This window comes from Cronobacter dublinensis subsp. dublinensis LMG 23823 (assembly GCF_001277235.1).
GTDB classification, from domain to species: domain Bacteria; phylum Pseudomonadota; class Gammaproteobacteria; order Enterobacterales; family Enterobacteriaceae; genus Cronobacter; species Cronobacter dublinensis.
The window spans coordinates 2,789,221-2,805,130 of record NZ_CP012266.1; the positions used below are offsets into that span (position 1 = coordinate 2,789,221).

Here is a 15,910-nt window from a genome sequence, read left to right on the forward strand (position 1 = left end):
GGAAACCCGAGTCTGATGACTGACAGCGCAATCACCAAAGGTAAAGGCCGTAAACGCTCCATCTGGATCCCGTTACTGGTCATTATAACTCTCGCTGCCTGTGCGACGGCAGGTTACAGCTACTGGCGTATGCAGCAGCATGGCACCACCGCGGCTAAAGCGGCGCCAGAACCGCCGCCAGCGCCGGTCTTTTTCGCCCTCGACACTTTCACGGTGAATCTGGGTGATGCCGACCGCGTGTTGTATGTCGGCATTACGCTGCGCCTGAAAGACGAAGCGACCCGTCAGCGCCTGAGCGACTATCTGCCAGAAGTGCGCAGCCGTCTGCTGCTGCTCTTCTCTCGTCAGGACGCCTCGCAGCTGGCGACAGATGAAGGCAAACAGAAGCTGGTGGAAGCGATCAAACAGACGCTTTCCGCACCGCTGGTGGCAGGACAACCGAAGCAGGTAGTGACTGACGTCCTCTACACTGCCTTTATTCTGCGGTAAAGCCATGGGCGACAGCATTCTTTCTCAAGCCGAAATCGATGCGCTGTTAAACGGCGACAGCGACCAGAGCGCGGAACAGCAAGCGTCGGTGGGCGATGGCGACATCCGCCCCTACGATCCCAATACCCAGCGTCGCGTGGTGCGCGAGCGCCTCCAGGCGCTGGAGATTATCAACGAACGCTTTGCGCGCCAGTTCCGTATGGGGTTGTTTAACCTGTTGCGCCGCAGCCCGGACATTACCGTGGGGGCCATTCGCATTCAGCCCTACCACGAGTTTGCCCGCAACCTGCCGGTGCCGACCAACCTTAACCTGATTCATTTAAAACCGCTGCGCGGCACCGGCCTGTTTGTGTTCTCGCCAAGCCTGGTATTTATCGCGGTGGATAACCTGTTCGGCGGTGATGGCCGCTTCCCGACTAAAGTGGAAGGCCGTGAATTCACCCATACCGAACAGCGCGTCATCAACCGTATGCTCAAGCTGGCGCTTGAAGCCTACAGCGACGCGTGGAAAGCGATTAACCCGCTGGACGTAGAGTATGTGCGTTCAGAAATGCAGGTGAAATTCACCAATATCACCACCTCGCCGAACGATATCGTGGTTAACACCCCGTTTCACGTCGAGATTGGTAACCTGACCGGCGAGTTTAATATTTGCCTGCCGTTCAGCATGATTGAGCCGCTGCGTGAACTGCTGGTCAACCCGCCGCTGGAAAACTCCCGCCAGGAAGACCAAAACTGGCGCGACACTCTGGTGCGTCAGGTACAGCATTCAGAGCTGGAGTTGATTGCCAACTTCGCCGAGATCCCGCTGCGACTGTCGAAGATTCTGAAGCTGAAGCCAGGCGACGTGCTGCCCATCGACAAGCCGGATCGCATTCTGGTGCACGTGGATGGCGTGCCGGTTCTCACCAGCCAGTACGGCACCGTGAGCGGACAATATGCCCTGCGCGTTGAACATTTGATCAACCCAATTTTGAATTCGCTGAATGAGGAACAGCCCAATGAGTGACATTAACAAACCGTCCGATGAAAACGCAGGTGAAATGGACGATCTGTGGGCTGATGCATTGAACGAACAAAAAAGCACCAGCACCGGCGACGCCGCAGACGATCTGTGGGCCGATGCGTTGAGCGAGCAGAAAACCGCAGGCAAAAGTTCAGCAGACAGCGTGTTCCGCGCGCTGGAAGGCGGCGACATGGTCGGCGCGCTGCAGGATATCAACCTGATTATGGATATCCCGGTGAAACTCACCGTGGAGCTGGGCCGCACCCGTATGACCATCAAAGAGCTGCTGCGTCTGACGCAGGGTTCCGTGGTCGCGCTGGACGGTCTTGCCGGTGAACCGCTGGACATCCTCATCAACGGTTACCTGATTGCCCAGGGTGAAGTCGTGGTCGTCGCCGATAAATACGGCGTGCGCATCACCGATATCATCACCCCGTCAGAACGTATGCGTCGCCTGAGTCGTTAAATGAAAAATCAGACCACAGTTCCACAGCCGGCCATGCCCGATGCCGGCTCATCCTTAATCCAGGTAAGCGGCGCATTAACGCTGATTATCCTCTTTATTCTGCTGTTTGCCTGGATGGCAAAGCGTTTTGGCTTTACCGCTAAAACCGCCGGGATGCGTGGTCTGAAGCTTAACAGCAGCCTGAGCCTCGGGGCTCGTGAAAAGATTGTGATTGTCGAAGTGGAAGACGCCCGCCTGGTGCTGGGCGTGACCGCCACCTCGATTACCCCGCTGCATACTCTCCCGCCTGCGCCCCCTGCGCCAGAGCAGGAGACCGTGCCAGCCGGTGAGTTCCAGAACCTGATGAAGAATCTGCTTAAGCGTAGCGGGAGAAAGTAATGCGTCGTTGGTTAAGTCTTTCTTTCCTCGCGCTTGGCCTGATGGCCGCGCCGGCGATGGCACAACTGCCGGGTCTTGTCAGCCAGCCGATGTCCGGCGGCGGTCAGAGCTGGTCACTGCCGGTACAGACGCTGGTGTTTATCACCTCGCTGACGTTCCTGCCCGCCATTCTGTTAATGATGACCAGCTTTACGCGCATCATTATCGTCTTCGGCCTGCTGCGTAACGCCCTCGGGACGCCGTCTGCACCGCCAAACCAGGTGTTGCTGGGGCTCGCGCTGTTCCTGACCTTTTTTATCATGTCGCCGGTTATCGATAAGATTTATACCGACGCCTATCAGCCGTTCAGCGAAAACAAAATTTCGATGGAAGTGGCGCTCGATCGCGGTTCGCAACCGCTGCGTGAATTTATGCTGCGCCAGACGCGTGAGGCGGATCTCGCACTGTTCGCGAAGCTTGCCAACACCCAGCCGATTCAGGGTCCGGAAGCCGTGCCGATGCGCATTCTGCTGCCTGCCTATGTGACGAGCGAGCTGAAAACCGCCTTCCAGATTGGCTTTACCGTGTTCATCCCCTTCCTGATTATCGATCTGGTGGTGGCGAGCGTGCTGATGGCGCTCGGGATGATGATGGTGCCGCCGGCGTCTATCGCCCTGCCCTTCAAGCTGATGCTGTTCGTGCTGGTTGACGGCTGGCAGTTGCTTGTCGGTTCGCTTGCCCAAAGCTTTTACAGTTAACGAGGTGCATGATGACGCCAGAATCAGTCATGATGATGGGCACGGAAGCCATGAAAGTCGCGCTCGCGCTCGCCGCGCCGCTCCTGCTGGTCGCGCTGGTGACCGGTCTGTTTATCAGTATTCTGCAGGCGGCCACCCAGATTAACGAAATGACGCTGTCGTTCATTCCTAAAATTCTGGCGGTGTTTGTGGTTATCGTGGCGGCAGGCCCGTGGATGCTTAATCTGCTGCTCGACTACATGCGCACCCTGTTTTCCAACCTGCCGTATATCATCGGCTGACGGCCGAACACATGCTGCAATTCACCAGCGACCAGTGGCTTCACTGGCTGACTCTGTACTTCTGGCCGCTGCTGCGCGTGCTGGCGCTGATCAGCACCGCGCCAATTCTCAGCGAGCGCGCTATCAGCATTCGCGTCAAGATTGGTCTTGCGCTGCTGATAACTATTGCGCTCGCGCCGAATATTCCTGGCAGTAACGTGCCGATTTTCTCGCTCGAAGGCTTGTGGCTGGGGCTGCAGCAGATCCTGATCGGAATCGCCGTCGGCTTTACGATGCAGTTCGCGTTCGCCGCGGTGCGTACCGCAGGCGAGCTTATCGGTCTGCAAATGGGCCTGTCGTTCGCCACCTTTTTCGATCCGGGCAGCCGCCTGAATATGCCGGTGCTGGCGCGCTTTATCGATATGCTGGCGATGCTGCTGTTCCTGACGCTCAACGGTCACCTGTGGCTTATCTCCATTCTTGCCGATACGTTTCATACGCTGCCAATCAGCGGCGAGGCGATTAACAGCAACGCCTTTATGGCGCTGACGCGTGCCGGCAGCCTGATTTTCATCAACGGCGTGATGCTGGCGCTGCCGCTCATTACGCTGCTGCTGTCGCTGAACCTGGCGCTCGGCCTGTTAAACCGTATGGCCCCGCAGCTTACCGTCTTCGCGATCGGCTTCCCGCTGACCCTCAGTATCGGGATTATCGTGATGGCGGCGTTAATGCCCTTAATAGCACCGTTCTGTGAACATTTATTCGCAGAAATATTTCACTTGTTGACTGATATCGTTAGCGAAATACCTGCTAAGGGTTAACCCTTCGTTTTAAATGGTCATCCTAAGGATATTCCTAATATGGAGAATATATTCTCCGGCTGACCATACATCCCAGGCGGAATTAATGATTTTACGCCTCTCACAGAACCGGATCGCCTCTTTACTTTAAGAACTTTCCTGGCAAATTATACGTAACTTTACGGGATAGTTGGGGTCGCCTGAATGACTTCGATACCCGGCTGATACGATTCACGCTATCGGTCTGCGGTGTGCCGTTTTACGCTTTCTTATCCCGTAATTGCTGGTCTTGGCAGAACGGCGGTCGTTCTCAGGCTGGTGGAGCAATCGTTGTGCTTTAACGGATAACGCGTTTAGTGAGGGTAGGCTATGTCAACGATTATTATGGATCTCTGCAGCTATACCAGGCTCGGGCTAACCGATTATTTATCATCGAGAGGAGTGCGAAAAAGACAGATATTTCATGCTGATAGCGTGGATAATCTGGAACAAGCCTGTCAGGTACGCAAACCCCATGTGGTGTTTATTAATGAAGACTGTTTTATTCACGACCCGGTGAGCAGTCAGCATATAAAGCACATCATTAATCAGCATCCCGGTACGTTATTTATCGTTTTTATGGCGATTGCCAATATTCACTTCGATGAATATTTACGGGTGCGTAAGAATCTGTTAATTAGCTCTAAATCGATTAAACCAGAGTCGCTGGATGCCATTCTGGGAGATTATTTAACCAAAGATATGCAGTGCATCGGCAAAATAAGTTTGCCTACACTTTCTTTAAGCCGTACTGAATCCAGTATGCTGAGAATGTGGATGTCTGGCCAGGATACGATTCAGATTTCCGATCAGATGAATATTAAGGCCAAGACCGTTTCGTCACACAAAGGCAATATAAAACGCAAAATCAAGACCCATAATAAGCAAGTGATCTATCATGTCGTCCGGTTGACCGATAACGTCACCAACGGCATTTTTGTGAATATGCGCTAACGCAGCACTATAATTTTATCCTGTACCCTGCACGCCTCGTTTCTGGCCTTCGCCGGAACGGTAAATGAATTTTCCATCGCATCGCTTCGGCGAGAATTTTCATTGTCCAAAAAATAACGCCGCCCTAATTAACGGGGCGGCGTTATTATAAGCAAGACGTATGACGCGTTATTCTACCTTTTCGACAAATACCCCGTCCGGGTGATCTTTTTCATTAAAGAACCATATTCCCAGCGGATATTCTTCCAGCGAAACCAGATACATGGTGCCTTCATTGAAAGGCTCTACGGCCAGCACCACGCCAGGGCGGCGCGGCCCGCCATCCGTTTTGACGGTAACCCGATCGTTAACGTTCATAACTGCTCCTCTTATCACTATTGAGCCAGTGTAGAACAAAACCGCTTTGCTGGCACCGGGCATGTGGCCGCACGCGCGCGCGACTATACTTACCGGGATGGGGCCGCCAGAGGTGATTGCCATGAAACCGGAAAACCCAACGCCCGATGCGCCGCAGGCCGATATCGACGCCCTGCTGGGCGCGATTGAGGTTATCAGCGAGCACGAGCCGCATACGTCAGACCGCGTTTCCCCGGCGCAGGCGGATGCGCGCAGGCAGGAAGCGTGTCGGGAGCTTGGCGAGGAGTTCGAACTGGATATCCGCGATGCGGGGCCGAGCGAAGTGAACCGTTAAGCATAAAAATATCCCGGCCTGGGGAGCCGGGATAAGCTTGCGAAAGCAAGAAGCACTTAAAATTCGTTACACCAGAGAAACTGATGTCGATGAACAACATACCGCAAAATTTTTTCGGCACAAGGATATATTCTTCTGGTGAATAATACGCTGCTAATATTATTGGCAGATATATTCACTACGATCCAACAACTGCGCGCCTTCCATGGAATCGATCCCAGAATAACCCTGCAAACAAGGCCGATTAATTGAGATTATTCCTGGTCGACTCTGCGATCGCTGGCGCATAAAAAGGAGCCGCTATGGCGCATCTGAATGACGATTTGCTGGTGATTACCGACCTTGACGGCACCCTGCTCGACCCGAATACCCATGAGTGGACGCCCGCGCAGGCGTGGCTTGCCCGCTTAATCGACCATCAGGTGCCGGTGGTGCTCTCCAGCACCAAAACGGCGGCGGAAATTATCGCGTTGCAGGAGTCGCTGGGGTTGCAGGGCCAGCCGTTTATCGCCGAAAACGGCGCGATTATTCAGCTCGACGCCCGCTGGGAAGAGAGCCCCGACTTTCCCCGCCTGCTCAACGGCGTGCCCCATGACGAGATCCTGGACGTTATCAACCGCCTGCGCGACGAGCACGGCTATAAGCTCTTCTGTTTTAGCGATGTGGACGACAAAACCATCGCCGAATGGACGGGCCTTAGCCCGAAGCTCGCCGCGATGGCGAACCTGCTGGAAGCCTCGGAAACGGTTATCTGGCGCGACAGCGATGAAAACCTTGCGCGCTTTACCGCAAGCCTTGAAGCGCTCGGTCTGATGATGATTGAAGGCGGCCGTTTCTGGCATGTACTGGACGCGCGCGGCGGCAAGGGCCAGGCGGTGAACTGGCTTAAAGAGGAGTACCGCAAGCGGGAAGGCAGGCTTCGCACTACGCTTGGTCTGGGCGACGGGCCGGATGACGCTTCGCTGCTGGATAACGTCGATTTCGCGGTAGTGGTAAAAGGGCTGAGCCGTCAGGGCGTGGTGCTGAAAAACGAAGATCCGCAGCGCGTTTACCGCACGCAGGAAAGCGGCCCGGCGGGCTTTCGCGAAGGGCTCGATCACTTTCTGGGTAAGGCGTAAGCTCTACCCTTCGTCGCACACCTGGTTGCGCCCGCGCTGCTTCGCCTGATACAGCCGGTGGTCGGCTATAGACTGTAAATGCTCGAAGTCGTAATCGCCATCGCGCATCGCCTCGCTGACGCCCACGGACACGCTGATGCGTATTGTGGTGTCGGGCCGCACCAGGATCTCCTGACTGTTGATACGCTGGCGGATACGCTCCGCCACCAGGCGCGCGCCCTCAGGCGGCGTGCCCGGCAGGATAATACAAAACTCCTCGCCGCCGACGCGCCCGGCGATATCCTCCGCCCGCAGCGTGCGGCTCAGCATGCCCGCCGCCCACGTCAGTACTTTGTCACCCGCCTGATGCCCGAAGCGGTCGTTGATGCTTTTAAAATGATCGAGGTCGAGCTGGATAACCGAGAACGGCTGTTGCTGCGCCTCGCACTCTTTCGCGGCGAGCCGCGCGCGCTCAAAGAACGCGCCGCGGTTATAGAGCCGCGTCAGCGTGTCATACCAGGCGCGCCATTTCAGCGAGCGCTGCATGGTCAGCATATTGCGTACCATCCCGACGATCACCCGCCAGGAGATAAACAGCATCGCGGTGAAGAGCAGCCACAGCAGGCCGAGCACCATCGCCACCTTGCCGAATTTGCCTTCGGCACTCTGCGAGAACGTGGTTACCTTCACCAGTACGCCGTCGAAATAGTCAAGCTTCGCCCAGGTGATAAAACGCGTATCCATACGCATGTCGCCGTGATTGGCAAGCTCCATCTGGCGCGCAAGGGTCGCTTTCTCCTGCGGGGTAAAGTGAAGCGTGCTGTCGATATCGGATGATGTCGTGGTGATGGGGCTCAGCTGGCCGTCAAACAGCATGATCTCCCCGCCCGCCTCGTCATTGCTGAGCGCGTTTTTCAGGAAATCGCGCATCGCGCTGATGGGAAAATCCATCGCCAGCACGCCGAACCAGCGGCCATCGTCATCAAGCGGAATGCTGGCGGTGACGCGCTGTCCCGACGGCATACTTGGATCTCTGCCGTGCAGCCAGCGCACGCCGCGCGCCGGGTTCAGGCGCAGCGCATGGCCGAGAAACCAGCGGCTGCTGACCTGCTCGTAATATTGCTCGGGGATTCGTCCGTGGCCGTAGAACGGCAGGCTGGTGAGATAAAACCCGGCGCGGGAAACATAATAGGTGCGCATTTCAGGGCGATCGTTGCCGCTGTCGGCGATGCTCAGCATATGGCCGAGCGCCAGCGTCGCGTTGAGTTCGTTGTGCAATAGTATGTCGTCGCGCTCAAGCAGGGTGCTTTCGGCGACGAACTCGTCCGATACGCCTTTGATGACCAGTGCGTGGTCGCGCACGGCGGGCAGCGCCCAGGCGGGAGCGTGGCGGTGCGCCTGGAATGCCGCTATCGTGGCATCGGTCTCCGGCCCTTCCAGCAGATTGTGCATGGTGTAGCGCATGCCAGCGCGATAAAACTGCAGCTTGTCGACGCTGTATTGCAGGTTGCGATCCATTGACGTGGCGATGGTGTCCAGCTGGTTGCGCTGGGAAGAGATCCAGGCATCCTGCAATATCACGACTTCACGCCAGGTCAGCAGCGTGGAGAAGATAAAGACGGCGCAAAAGCAGAGGTTGACGACCCGAATAGGGTTTTTGGTCCGCCAGCGGCTGATGAGGATCTTGTCAGGCACGTCAGACTCCCTGTACTGATAAAGGCTCGACTTAATGCGGCATGGTGAAGTTCAGGCGGCTCAGATAATACCAGGCGACGCGGATATTAAAAGTGTGGCCGTTTTTTTAAGGATTGTCGCCTGGAAAGCATCAGGATGTCGTTGATCTGTTACAGGATGGAGGGAGAACGAAAATGCCCGGCGCGCTGGCCGGGCATTATTTCAACGACGCTCGTCGCGAGACTGTCTTTCACCGGGAAGCAATTCGTCTTCACGAAACGCCTCCCGCTGCACGCCGTAACCGTCATACCAGCGGCACTCGACCATGCCGCTGGAATAACCGGTGACAACCATGCGTTGACCGCTGTTTTTGCGCTGAACTTCATCGCTGACTAAAAAGACCATGCCCGCCTCCTTTATCAGTGTGAAAACATCCAGAAGATAGTCAACGCGCGCGATTTTCGCCTGTTGTCGTTAAAAAATCAGGAATAATCTCAATGAGCCGGTTTACCGCGCAGGCGTCCGATAAGCGATACCGCCGCCAGCACCACAGCGCCAATGATAAAACCGAGCACCAGATTCAGCACGGTCGGCATGACCGCCGCGCCAACGCCGCCGAGGCCCTGCGCCCAGTGTTCGATAGCGTGATGCAGCGGCGCGACGCCATGCACCACAATGCCGCCGCCCACGAGGAACATCGCGATGGTGCCGAGCACCGACAGCGCTTTCATCAGCCACGGCGCCGTGACCAGCAGCCCTTTGCCGACGCCGCGCGCCAGCACCGAGCGCTTGTCCGCGAGCCAGTAGCCCATATCGTCGAGCTTCACGATAACGCCAACGATACCGTAGACGCCAAGCGTCACCAGAATAGCGATGCCGCTTAGCACCAGCACCTGGTTTATCAGCGGGGCTTCCGCCACGATACCAAGCGTGATGGCGACGATTTCCGCCGACAGGATAAAGTCCGTCCGCACCGCGCCTTTGACTTTATCGCGCTCATAGACTTTCGGATCCTGCTTCGCGATAGCGTCGAGACGCTGCTGTTTCTGCTCCGGCGTCTCTTTGTGTTTGCGCGCGTGCAGGCTGTGCAGCACTTTCTCCACGCCTTCGAAACACAAAAACGCGCCGCCGACCATCAGCAGCGGCGTAATCGCCCAGGGCGCGAAGGCGCTGATGATGAGCGCCAGCGGCACAAGAATCACTTTATTGAGCAGCGAGCCTTTCGCCACCGCCCAGACCACGGGCAGCTCGCGGTTGGCGCGCACGCCGGTGACCTGCTGCGCGTTAAGAGAAAGATCGTCGCCCAGCACCCCTGCGGTCTTTTTTGCCGCGAGTTTTCCCATCATTGAGATATCGTCAAGTAAAGTGGCGATATCATCCAGCAGCGTTAACAAACTACTTCCGGCCAAAATTTCATTCCTTCGTGTTGTGATTCTGGAGTGTTAAGTATGGAGCAAAAGCCTGGGCCCTGAAACTACCACCTTCTGTCAACGCAAAATTAACTTAAGCGAAACAATTAAAAACCTCGCCTCTGCAATAATTTTAGCGTTCACTATAAGCGTTCTTTATTTCATGTCGTGAGGGAGTATGCGTTTCGGTCGAGTTCTGCCACTGTTGGGCGCCCTGTTCGCGCTGTATATCATCTGGGGTTCCACCTATTTTGCGATTGCCGTCGGCGTGAAAAGCTGGCCGCCGTTTATGATGGCAGGCGTGCGCTTTCTCTGCGCGGGCGTGCTGCTGTTGAGTTTCCTGCTACTGACCGGCCATAAACTTCCGGCGCGTCGCCCGCTGCTGAACGCGGCGCTGATTGGCGTGCTACTGCTCTCGGTGGGCAACGGCTTTGTGACGGTCGCCGAACATCAGCACGTGCCCTCGGGGATCGCCGCGGTGATGGTCGCGACCGTGCCGCTGTTCGCGCTCATGTTCAGCCGCGTTTTCGGCATTCAGACCCGCAAGCTGGAGTGGCTCGGCGTCGCCATCGGTCTGGCGGGCATTGTGCTGTTAAACAGCGGCGGCAATCTCAGCGGCAACCCATGGGGCGCGCTGCTGATTCTGATTGGCTCGTTAAGCTGGGCGTTTGGGTCAGTCTACGGTTCACGCATTGAACTGCCTGTCGGGATGATGGCGGGCGCGATTGAGATGCTCGCGGCGGGCCTGGTGCTGATGGTAGCGTCGCTCTTCACCGGCGAGCGGCTGACCGCGATGCCCGATCTTTCCGGCTTTCTGGCGGTGGGTTATCTGGCGCTCTTCGGCTCGGTTATCGCCATCAGCGCCTATATGTATCTTATCCGTAACGTCTCGCCCGCGGTCGCGACCAGCTATGCCTACGTCAACCCGGTGGTGGCGGTGCTGCTCGGCACTGGCTTTGGCGGCGAGAGTCTCTCATCGGTGGAATGGATTGCGCTTGGCGTGATTATTCTGGCGGTGCTGCTGGTGACGCTCGGTAAATATCTGCTGCCGGCCAAACCGGTGGTGGCGCCCTGCCCCGTCGAGAAGTAACGCTTAACCGGCGGGCGGCGTGGGCCGCTCGTCGTCCCCGCCGTGAATGCCCTGAAAATCGATCTGCGCCTGCGCCCCGCCGCTGCAAATCCACTCTTCCAGCCGCTCGGCAAGCGCCGTGTCCGACAGCTTCTCGCGTCCTCGTAACGCGCACTCCCAGACCAGTAGCACGCGCCAGCCATCAGCCCGCAGCGTCGCCACATCGCGCTTATCGCGCGTCACGTTTTTGCCGATTTTATCGAGCCAGAATTCGGTGCGGGTGGCGGGCACTTTGAAGAGATAACAGTGGTGATGGTGCCAGAAACAGCCGTGGGTGAAGATAACGCAGCGGTAGTCGTCGAGGACGAAATCCGGACGCCCGGCGAGCGCGGCGTCCTGTACGCGAAAGGTAAACCCCAGCTCCGTGAGCAGCGCGCCGAGCCGCTTCTCGATGGCGGTATCGCGGGTGCCGATAGCGCGCATATTTTTACTGCGAATGGCTTTGCTATGAACGTCCGCCATCGGTTTTCTCCTGTCGCAGGCGCACCGCCTGTGCGATACGCGGGCGAAGAAGCTGGGCGACCGCCGCGAACGCGGGCACCACGACCGAGTTGCCGAACTGGCGATAGGCCTGGGTATCGGAGACGGGAATACGAAACGCGTGGCCCTGCGGAGATTCAAAGCCCATCAGACGCGCGCACTCACGGGGCGTCAGGCGGCGCGGGCGGCGCTGCTGGTTGGTGGCATCGTCGAAATCTTTCTCGCCGAGCGCTTTATCCCAGCCGCGATCGACCAGAATTTCCGCGCCGTCCTTGTAATAGCGCGCCGAGAGCGTGCGCGCCACGCTGGACGGGTTCTGCGGGTTTACCAGCCCATAACCGAAGCCGTTGCCCTTCGCCTGATGCTTCTGCGCGTAGCGGTAGAGGTATTTCCACAGCGTCGGCGTCAGCACGTAGCGGGCGTCCACGGTCGGGTCGAGCAGCTCGCCAAACGCCGGACGCCGCGCCGGGTAAAATTCCGGCAGCGCGCGCAGGGTAAAACCCGCGTGCAGGTTAAGATCGCGGCGAAAGCCCACCAGCACGATGCGCTCGCGGTGCTGAGGCAGAAAGTGTTTACCGTCGATGATTTTCGGATCGTCCGGGCCCATTTCGGCGGCGTCCGCCACTTCATAACCCAGCTCATCGAGCGTCTGCATAATGATGCGAAAGGTGTTGCCCTTGTCGTGGCTCTTGAGGTTTTTCACATTTTCGAGCACGAAAATCGCGGGCTGACGCGCGGCGATAATGCGCACCACGTCGAAAAACAGCGTGCCCTGGGTTTCGCAGGCGAAGCCGTGCGCGCGGCCCAGCGCGTTTTTCTTCGAGACGCCCGCCAGCGAAAACGGCTGGCACGGAAAGCCCGCCAGCAGGACGTCATGCTGCGGGATTTGCGCGCGGATATGCTCGGCGGCGGCCTCGTCGCTGATGTCGGGACGGTGGCTTAACGTTACGTCGCGGATGTCTTCATTGAATTGATGCTGCTGCGGGTCGCAATACCAGTTGGCTTTGTAGGTGCGTACCGCGTGTTTGTTCCACTCGCTGGTAAAGACGCACTGGCCGCCCGCGGCTTCAAAACCGCTGCGAATGCCGCCGATACCGGCGAAAAGATCGATAAAGCGAAAGGCGTAGTGCGGATGATGGCGCGGCGGCACAGGGAGCAGCGACAGAAGGCGGCGATATTCGCCAGGGCCGAGGCGCGCGCCGTCAGGATTGAGCTGCTGGCGTTTCAGCCGGGCGCGGCTCCAGCGCTTCTCGCCGACGTCGTTTAACATCGCCACCAGCGTTTTGGTGTCGTAAATCTCCAGCACTTTTAGCAGCAGCGCGTGTGCGCTCAGCGCAGGGGCGGCGTCATTCACCGCGCCCGTCAGTACATCCTCAATAACCGAGTGATTTTCGAACATTGCGTTAGCCAAACAGATCCGATATCTGACAGAGTAACACACTTTGGAGCGGGGCTGCGGCTAAGGCGTCACCTGAATAAAGCGGCGCAGCACCGCCTCGTCAAGCTGGCAGTAGTCGCCTTTTAGCTCCGCGCAGAGCTTCGCCATATAGTGAACAAGAAAATCGGCGTTGTGACGCGCAAGCGCCCTGCCCGCCTCGGTTTGCATGGTGCCCGGCAACGTCAGCAACTTTTTCTGGAAGTGATCGAGCGCCCAGGCGGTGTCGTCGAGTTCACGCTCGCAGGCGAGCGGATCGTCGCTGTCAAACAGCGCCCGGCCAAGGGCGCCTGAGACATAAAAGACGCGCGCGAGACCAATCGCGCCCAGCGACTCCAGCCGGTCGGCGTCCTGCACGATTTTCGCCTCCAGCGTCTCGGGCGTGATGCCTGCGCTGAAGCTGTGCGCCCGCACCGCGTGGGCCACAGCGTCATACTCCTCGCGCGGGAAATCGGGAAAATGGGTTTCCAGAATGCGCAGCGTCTCCTGGGCCGCCAGCGTCGAGGCCAGAGGGCGCTGCGGGTGGTTTTTCGGCAGGTTGACGATATCGTGGAAATAACAGGCGGTCAGGACCACAAGGCGGTTGGCTTCACTGCCCGCCATGATCTGCTGGGCCGTTTTCCAGACGCGGCGAAAATGCGCGACATCATGGGCTTTATCATCCTGATTCCAGCTGTGATGCAGCCACGCTTCAAAACGCTGCTGCCAGTGGGTTAGCGACATAGAGACTCCTTTTGCGCAGGACACCGGATGTGTTTCTGTAATGCAGATCACAAAATTAGCATGGTTTGCGGACATTTGCGCGCCACGACCACTGTTAAGTGCCGTGATGCATCTTTACCGGTTAACGATGGCATAAATTAACGCAAGTAAAATGACAGTGGTGTCTTCTCTTTTTATGGCGCGAATATTCTTTTATTACGCGCGACGAGGATATTTATCCGCTTTCGCACCGATGCCTTTTCTGAAAAACAGTTATCGCCGCAATAGTTCAACAGGTAATTATTTCCCCGCCTTTGAAGATATAAATAATCGCATTACGCCTCCGTGGGGAATTTTTAAACGCAGACGCCGCGCGCATTTTTGCGAGAAAACGTGGAAAAAGCGTTTCCATTGCAAATGCCATTCTGGCCCTAAATCATTCACCATAATAATCTTCAATAAGATTAAATAGCTCTCGCATATTATTTAAAAAGAATACACCACAACGCGGGAAAATAATTTTTGTGACGTTTTTTCATTCTGCTAATATGCGTGCCGCGGATAACGCTCCGCCACGTCATTGATTTACACCATTCATTGATATTATTTATGACGATAAGGAAATTGATAATGAAAAGAAAAGTACTGGCTCTTGTTGTACCCGCATTATTGATAGCAGGCGCTGCCAATGCGGCAGAAATTTATAATAAAGACGGTAATAAACTCGATCTGTTCGGCAAAGTCGATGCGCGTCATACTTTTTCCGATAATCCAGGCGACGATGGCGACGGCACCTATCTGGAATTCGGCTTTAAAGGCGAAACCCAAATCAGCAAGGATCTCACTGGCTATGGCATGTGGAACTATAAAATCATGGCCAACAGCGCTGAGGACAGCAACACGTCCTATAACAAACTGGCGTTTGCCGGTCTGAAATATGGCGATTACGGCTCTTTCGATTATGGCCGTAACTACGGCGTGATTTATGACGTCGAAGCCTGGACCGATATGCTGCCGGTGTTCGGCGGCGACTCCTACACCTACAGCGATAACTACATGGTCGGGCGCGGCAACGGCATGGCGACCTATCGCAACACCGATTTCTTCGGCCTCGTGGACGGCCTGAACTTCGCGCTGCAATACCAGGGCAATAACGAAGATGACGGCAACGGCAACGAAGGCACCGCCAGCGGTCAGGGCATCCAGAGCCAGAACGGCGACGGCTTCGGTCTGTCCACCAGCTACGATTTCGGCATGGGCTTTAGCGCGTCCGCCGCTTACTCGACAGCCGATCGTACGACGAAGCAGGTTAATTACGGCCGTGGCGATTCCATCGTCGCAGGCGGCGATCGCGCCGACGCGTGGGCGACCGGTCTGAAATATGACGCTAACGATATTTATCTGGCCGCGACCTATGCCGAAACCCGCAACATGACACCGTACGGCGACAGCGTCGGCATCGCCAACAAAACGCAGAACATCGAAATCGTCGCGCAGTACCAGTTCGATTTCGGCCTGCGTCCGTCGCTGGCGTATCTGCAATCCCGTGGCAAAGATCTTTGGTACGCCGGTAAGTACCAGGATAACGATCTGGTGAAATACGCGGATGTGGGTGCCAGCTGGTATCTCAATAAAAACTTCCTCACCTACGTCGATTACAAAATCAACCTGCTGGATGAAGACGACAGCTTCTATAAAGACAACGGCATCGCCACCGATGACATCGTCGGCATTGGCATGGTGTATCAGTTCTAATCTGCTTCTGTCCTTTCCGGCCCGCCACGTGCGGGCCTTTTTTTATTTCACGGCTTCTTTACGCGCGCCTTCACTCTCCTCTTTACCGGATGACAGCCGGGCGCTATAGTGTGCCAGGACTGTATATATATCCATACTGTGGAGTTTTCCATGTTTGTTGAACTGGTTTATGACAAACGCAATGTCGCAGGCTTGCCCGGCGCGAGCGACATTATTCTGGCCGAGCTGACCCGCCGCGTGCATCGCATCTTCCCGGATGCCGACGTGCGCGTGAAGCCGATGCAGACGAACGGGCTGAATTCCGACGCCAATAAGAACGATCGTGAAAAGCTTAACCGGATGCTGGAAGAGATGTTCGACGAAGCCGATATGTGGCTGGTTAACGAATAAGCGCCATAAAAAGCCCGCC

Annotated in this window: 20 protein-coding genes; 13 read left to right on the forward strand and 7 right to left on the reverse strand. The window is 56.6% G+C overall.

Features of this window, described 5'->3' with window-relative positions:
• Positions 1-15 precede the first annotated feature (15 nt).
• The 8 genes from fliL (at position 16) to rcsA (ending at position 5,129) form a co-directional block, all read left to right on the forward strand.
• Complete coding sequence (fliL, locus tag AFK67_RS12790; RefSeq protein WP_004388144.1) at positions 16-489, forward strand: flagellar basal body-associated protein FliL; 474 nt, start codon at positions 16-18, stop codon at positions 487-489.
• Positions 490-493: 4 nt separating this feature from the next.
• Positions 494-1,498 (forward strand): flagellar motor switch protein FliM, encoded by a 1,005-nt coding sequence (gene fliM, locus AFK67_RS12795; RefSeq protein ID WP_007732421.1) that lies wholly within the window; start codon positions 494-496, stop codon positions 1,496-1,498.
• The gene (fliN, locus tag AFK67_RS12800) at positions 1,491-1,961 is read left to right on the forward strand and encodes a flagellar motor switch protein FliN (protein WP_007732422.1); all 471 of its coding nucleotides are present in this window, start codon (positions 1,491-1,493) and stop codon (positions 1,959-1,961) included. The genes fliM and fliN overlap by 8 nt, the downstream gene beginning before the upstream one ends.
• Entirely contained in the window at positions 1,962-2,339 is a 378-nt protein-coding gene (gene fliO / locus AFK67_RS12805; protein WP_007732425.1) for a flagellar biosynthetic protein FliO, read from the forward strand.
• Positions 2,339-3,076: a flagellar type III secretion system pore protein FliP gene (gene fliP, locus AFK67_RS12810; RefSeq protein ID WP_007732427.1), complete on the forward strand. Its 738-nt coding sequence runs from the start codon at positions 2,339-2,341 to the stop codon at positions 3,074-3,076. The genes fliO and fliP overlap by 1 nt, the downstream gene beginning before the upstream one ends.
• 11 nt (positions 3,077-3,087) lie before the next feature.
• Positions 3,088-3,357, forward strand: coding sequence for a flagellar biosynthesis protein FliQ (gene fliQ / locus AFK67_RS12815; protein WP_004388139.1), 270 nt, complete (start codon positions 3,088-3,090; stop codon positions 3,355-3,357).
• Between the two features lie 11 nt (positions 3,358-3,368).
• Positions 3,369-4,157: a flagellar biosynthetic protein FliR gene (gene fliR, locus AFK67_RS12820; protein ID WP_007732432.1), complete on the forward strand. Its 789-nt coding sequence runs from the start codon at positions 3,369-3,371 to the stop codon at positions 4,155-4,157.
• 348 nt (positions 4,158-4,505) lie between these two features.
• Positions 4,506-5,129, forward strand: coding sequence for a transcriptional regulator RcsA (rcsA, locus tag AFK67_RS12825; protein WP_007732435.1), 624 nt, complete (start codon positions 4,506-4,508; stop codon positions 5,127-5,129).
• Between the two features lie 168 nt (positions 5,130-5,297).
• Here rcsA and dsrB read toward each other — a convergent pair whose 3' ends face one another.
• Positions 5,298-5,486, reverse strand: coding sequence for a protein DsrB (gene dsrB / locus AFK67_RS12830; protein ID WP_007670278.1), 189 nt, complete (start codon positions 5,484-5,486; stop codon positions 5,298-5,300).
• A gap of 121 nt (positions 5,487-5,607) precedes the next feature.
• On the opposite strand from dsrB, the gene AFK67_RS12835 reads away from it, so the two are divergent.
• Both AFK67_RS12835 and AFK67_RS12840 read left to right on the forward strand, forming a co-directional pair.
• Positions 5,608-5,820, forward strand: a complete 213-nt coding sequence (locus AFK67_RS12835; RefSeq protein ID WP_032967651.1) for a DUF2525 domain-containing protein — start codon at positions 5,608-5,610, stop codon at positions 5,818-5,820.
• 302 nt (positions 5,821-6,122) lie between these two features.
• On the forward strand, positions 6,123-6,938 hold the full coding sequence (locus tag AFK67_RS12840) for a mannosyl-3-phosphoglycerate phosphatase-related protein (protein ID WP_007732457.1): 816 nt from the start codon (positions 6,123-6,125) through the stop codon (positions 6,936-6,938).
• 3 nt (positions 6,939-6,941) lie between these two features.
• Here AFK67_RS12840 and dgcQ read toward each other — a convergent pair whose 3' ends face one another.
• From dgcQ to AFK67_RS12855, 3 genes are all read right to left on the reverse strand, one after another.
• Positions 6,942-8,612 (reverse strand): cellulose biosynthesis regulator diguanylate cyclase DgcQ, encoded by a 1,671-nt coding sequence (gene dgcQ, locus AFK67_RS12845; RefSeq protein WP_007732459.1) that lies wholly within the window; start codon positions 8,610-8,612, stop codon positions 6,942-6,944.
• A 201-nt stretch (positions 8,613-8,813) separates the two neighbouring features.
• The gene (locus tag AFK67_RS12850; protein ID WP_007732461.1) at positions 8,814-8,996 is read right to left on the reverse strand and encodes a YodC family protein; all 183 of its coding nucleotides are present in this window, start codon (positions 8,994-8,996) and stop codon (positions 8,814-8,816) included.
• Between the two features lie 89 nt (positions 8,997-9,085).
• On the reverse strand, positions 9,086-10,000 hold the full coding sequence (locus AFK67_RS12855; protein WP_007732463.1) for a DUF808 domain-containing protein: 915 nt from the start codon (positions 9,998-10,000) through the stop codon (positions 9,086-9,088).
• Between the two features lie 178 nt (positions 10,001-10,178).
• Between AFK67_RS12855 and yedA the strand changes: the two genes are divergently transcribed.
• Complete coding sequence (gene yedA / locus AFK67_RS12860) at positions 10,179-11,090, forward strand: drug/metabolite exporter YedA (protein WP_038883273.1); 912 nt, start codon at positions 10,179-10,181, stop codon at positions 11,088-11,090.
• 3 nt (positions 11,091-11,093) lie between these two features.
• Here the strand turns inward: yedA and AFK67_RS12865 are convergent, their stop codons facing one another.
• From AFK67_RS12865 to AFK67_RS12875, 3 genes are read right to left on the reverse strand one after another with little or no spacing between them, the layout of a single operon-like run.
• Complete coding sequence (locus tag AFK67_RS12865; RefSeq protein WP_007716359.1) at positions 11,094-11,591, reverse strand: very short patch repair endonuclease; 498 nt, start codon at positions 11,589-11,591, stop codon at positions 11,094-11,096.
• Complete coding sequence (locus tag AFK67_RS12870) at positions 11,575-13,008, reverse strand: DNA cytosine methyltransferase (RefSeq protein WP_265094104.1); 1,434 nt, start codon at positions 13,006-13,008, stop codon at positions 11,575-11,577. Before AFK67_RS12870 ends, AFK67_RS12865 begins: the two co-directional genes overlap by 17 nt.
• A gap of 60 nt (positions 13,009-13,068) precedes the next feature.
• Positions 13,069-13,767, reverse strand: a complete 699-nt coding sequence (locus tag AFK67_RS12875; protein WP_007716354.1) for a phosphohydrolase — start codon at positions 13,765-13,767, stop codon at positions 13,069-13,071.
• Positions 13,768-14,376: 609 nt separating this feature from the next.
• On the opposite strand from AFK67_RS12875, the gene ompC reads away from it, so the two are divergent.
• On the forward strand, positions 14,377-15,501 hold the full coding sequence (gene ompC / locus AFK67_RS12880) for a porin OmpC (RefSeq protein ID WP_007716352.1): 1,125 nt from the start codon (positions 14,377-14,379) through the stop codon (positions 15,499-15,501).
• 150 nt (positions 15,502-15,651) lie between these two features.
• Complete coding sequence (locus AFK67_RS12885; protein ID WP_007716350.1) at positions 15,652-15,891, forward strand: DinI family protein; 240 nt, start codon at positions 15,652-15,654, stop codon at positions 15,889-15,891.
• Positions 15,892-15,910: the final 19 nt, after the last annotated feature.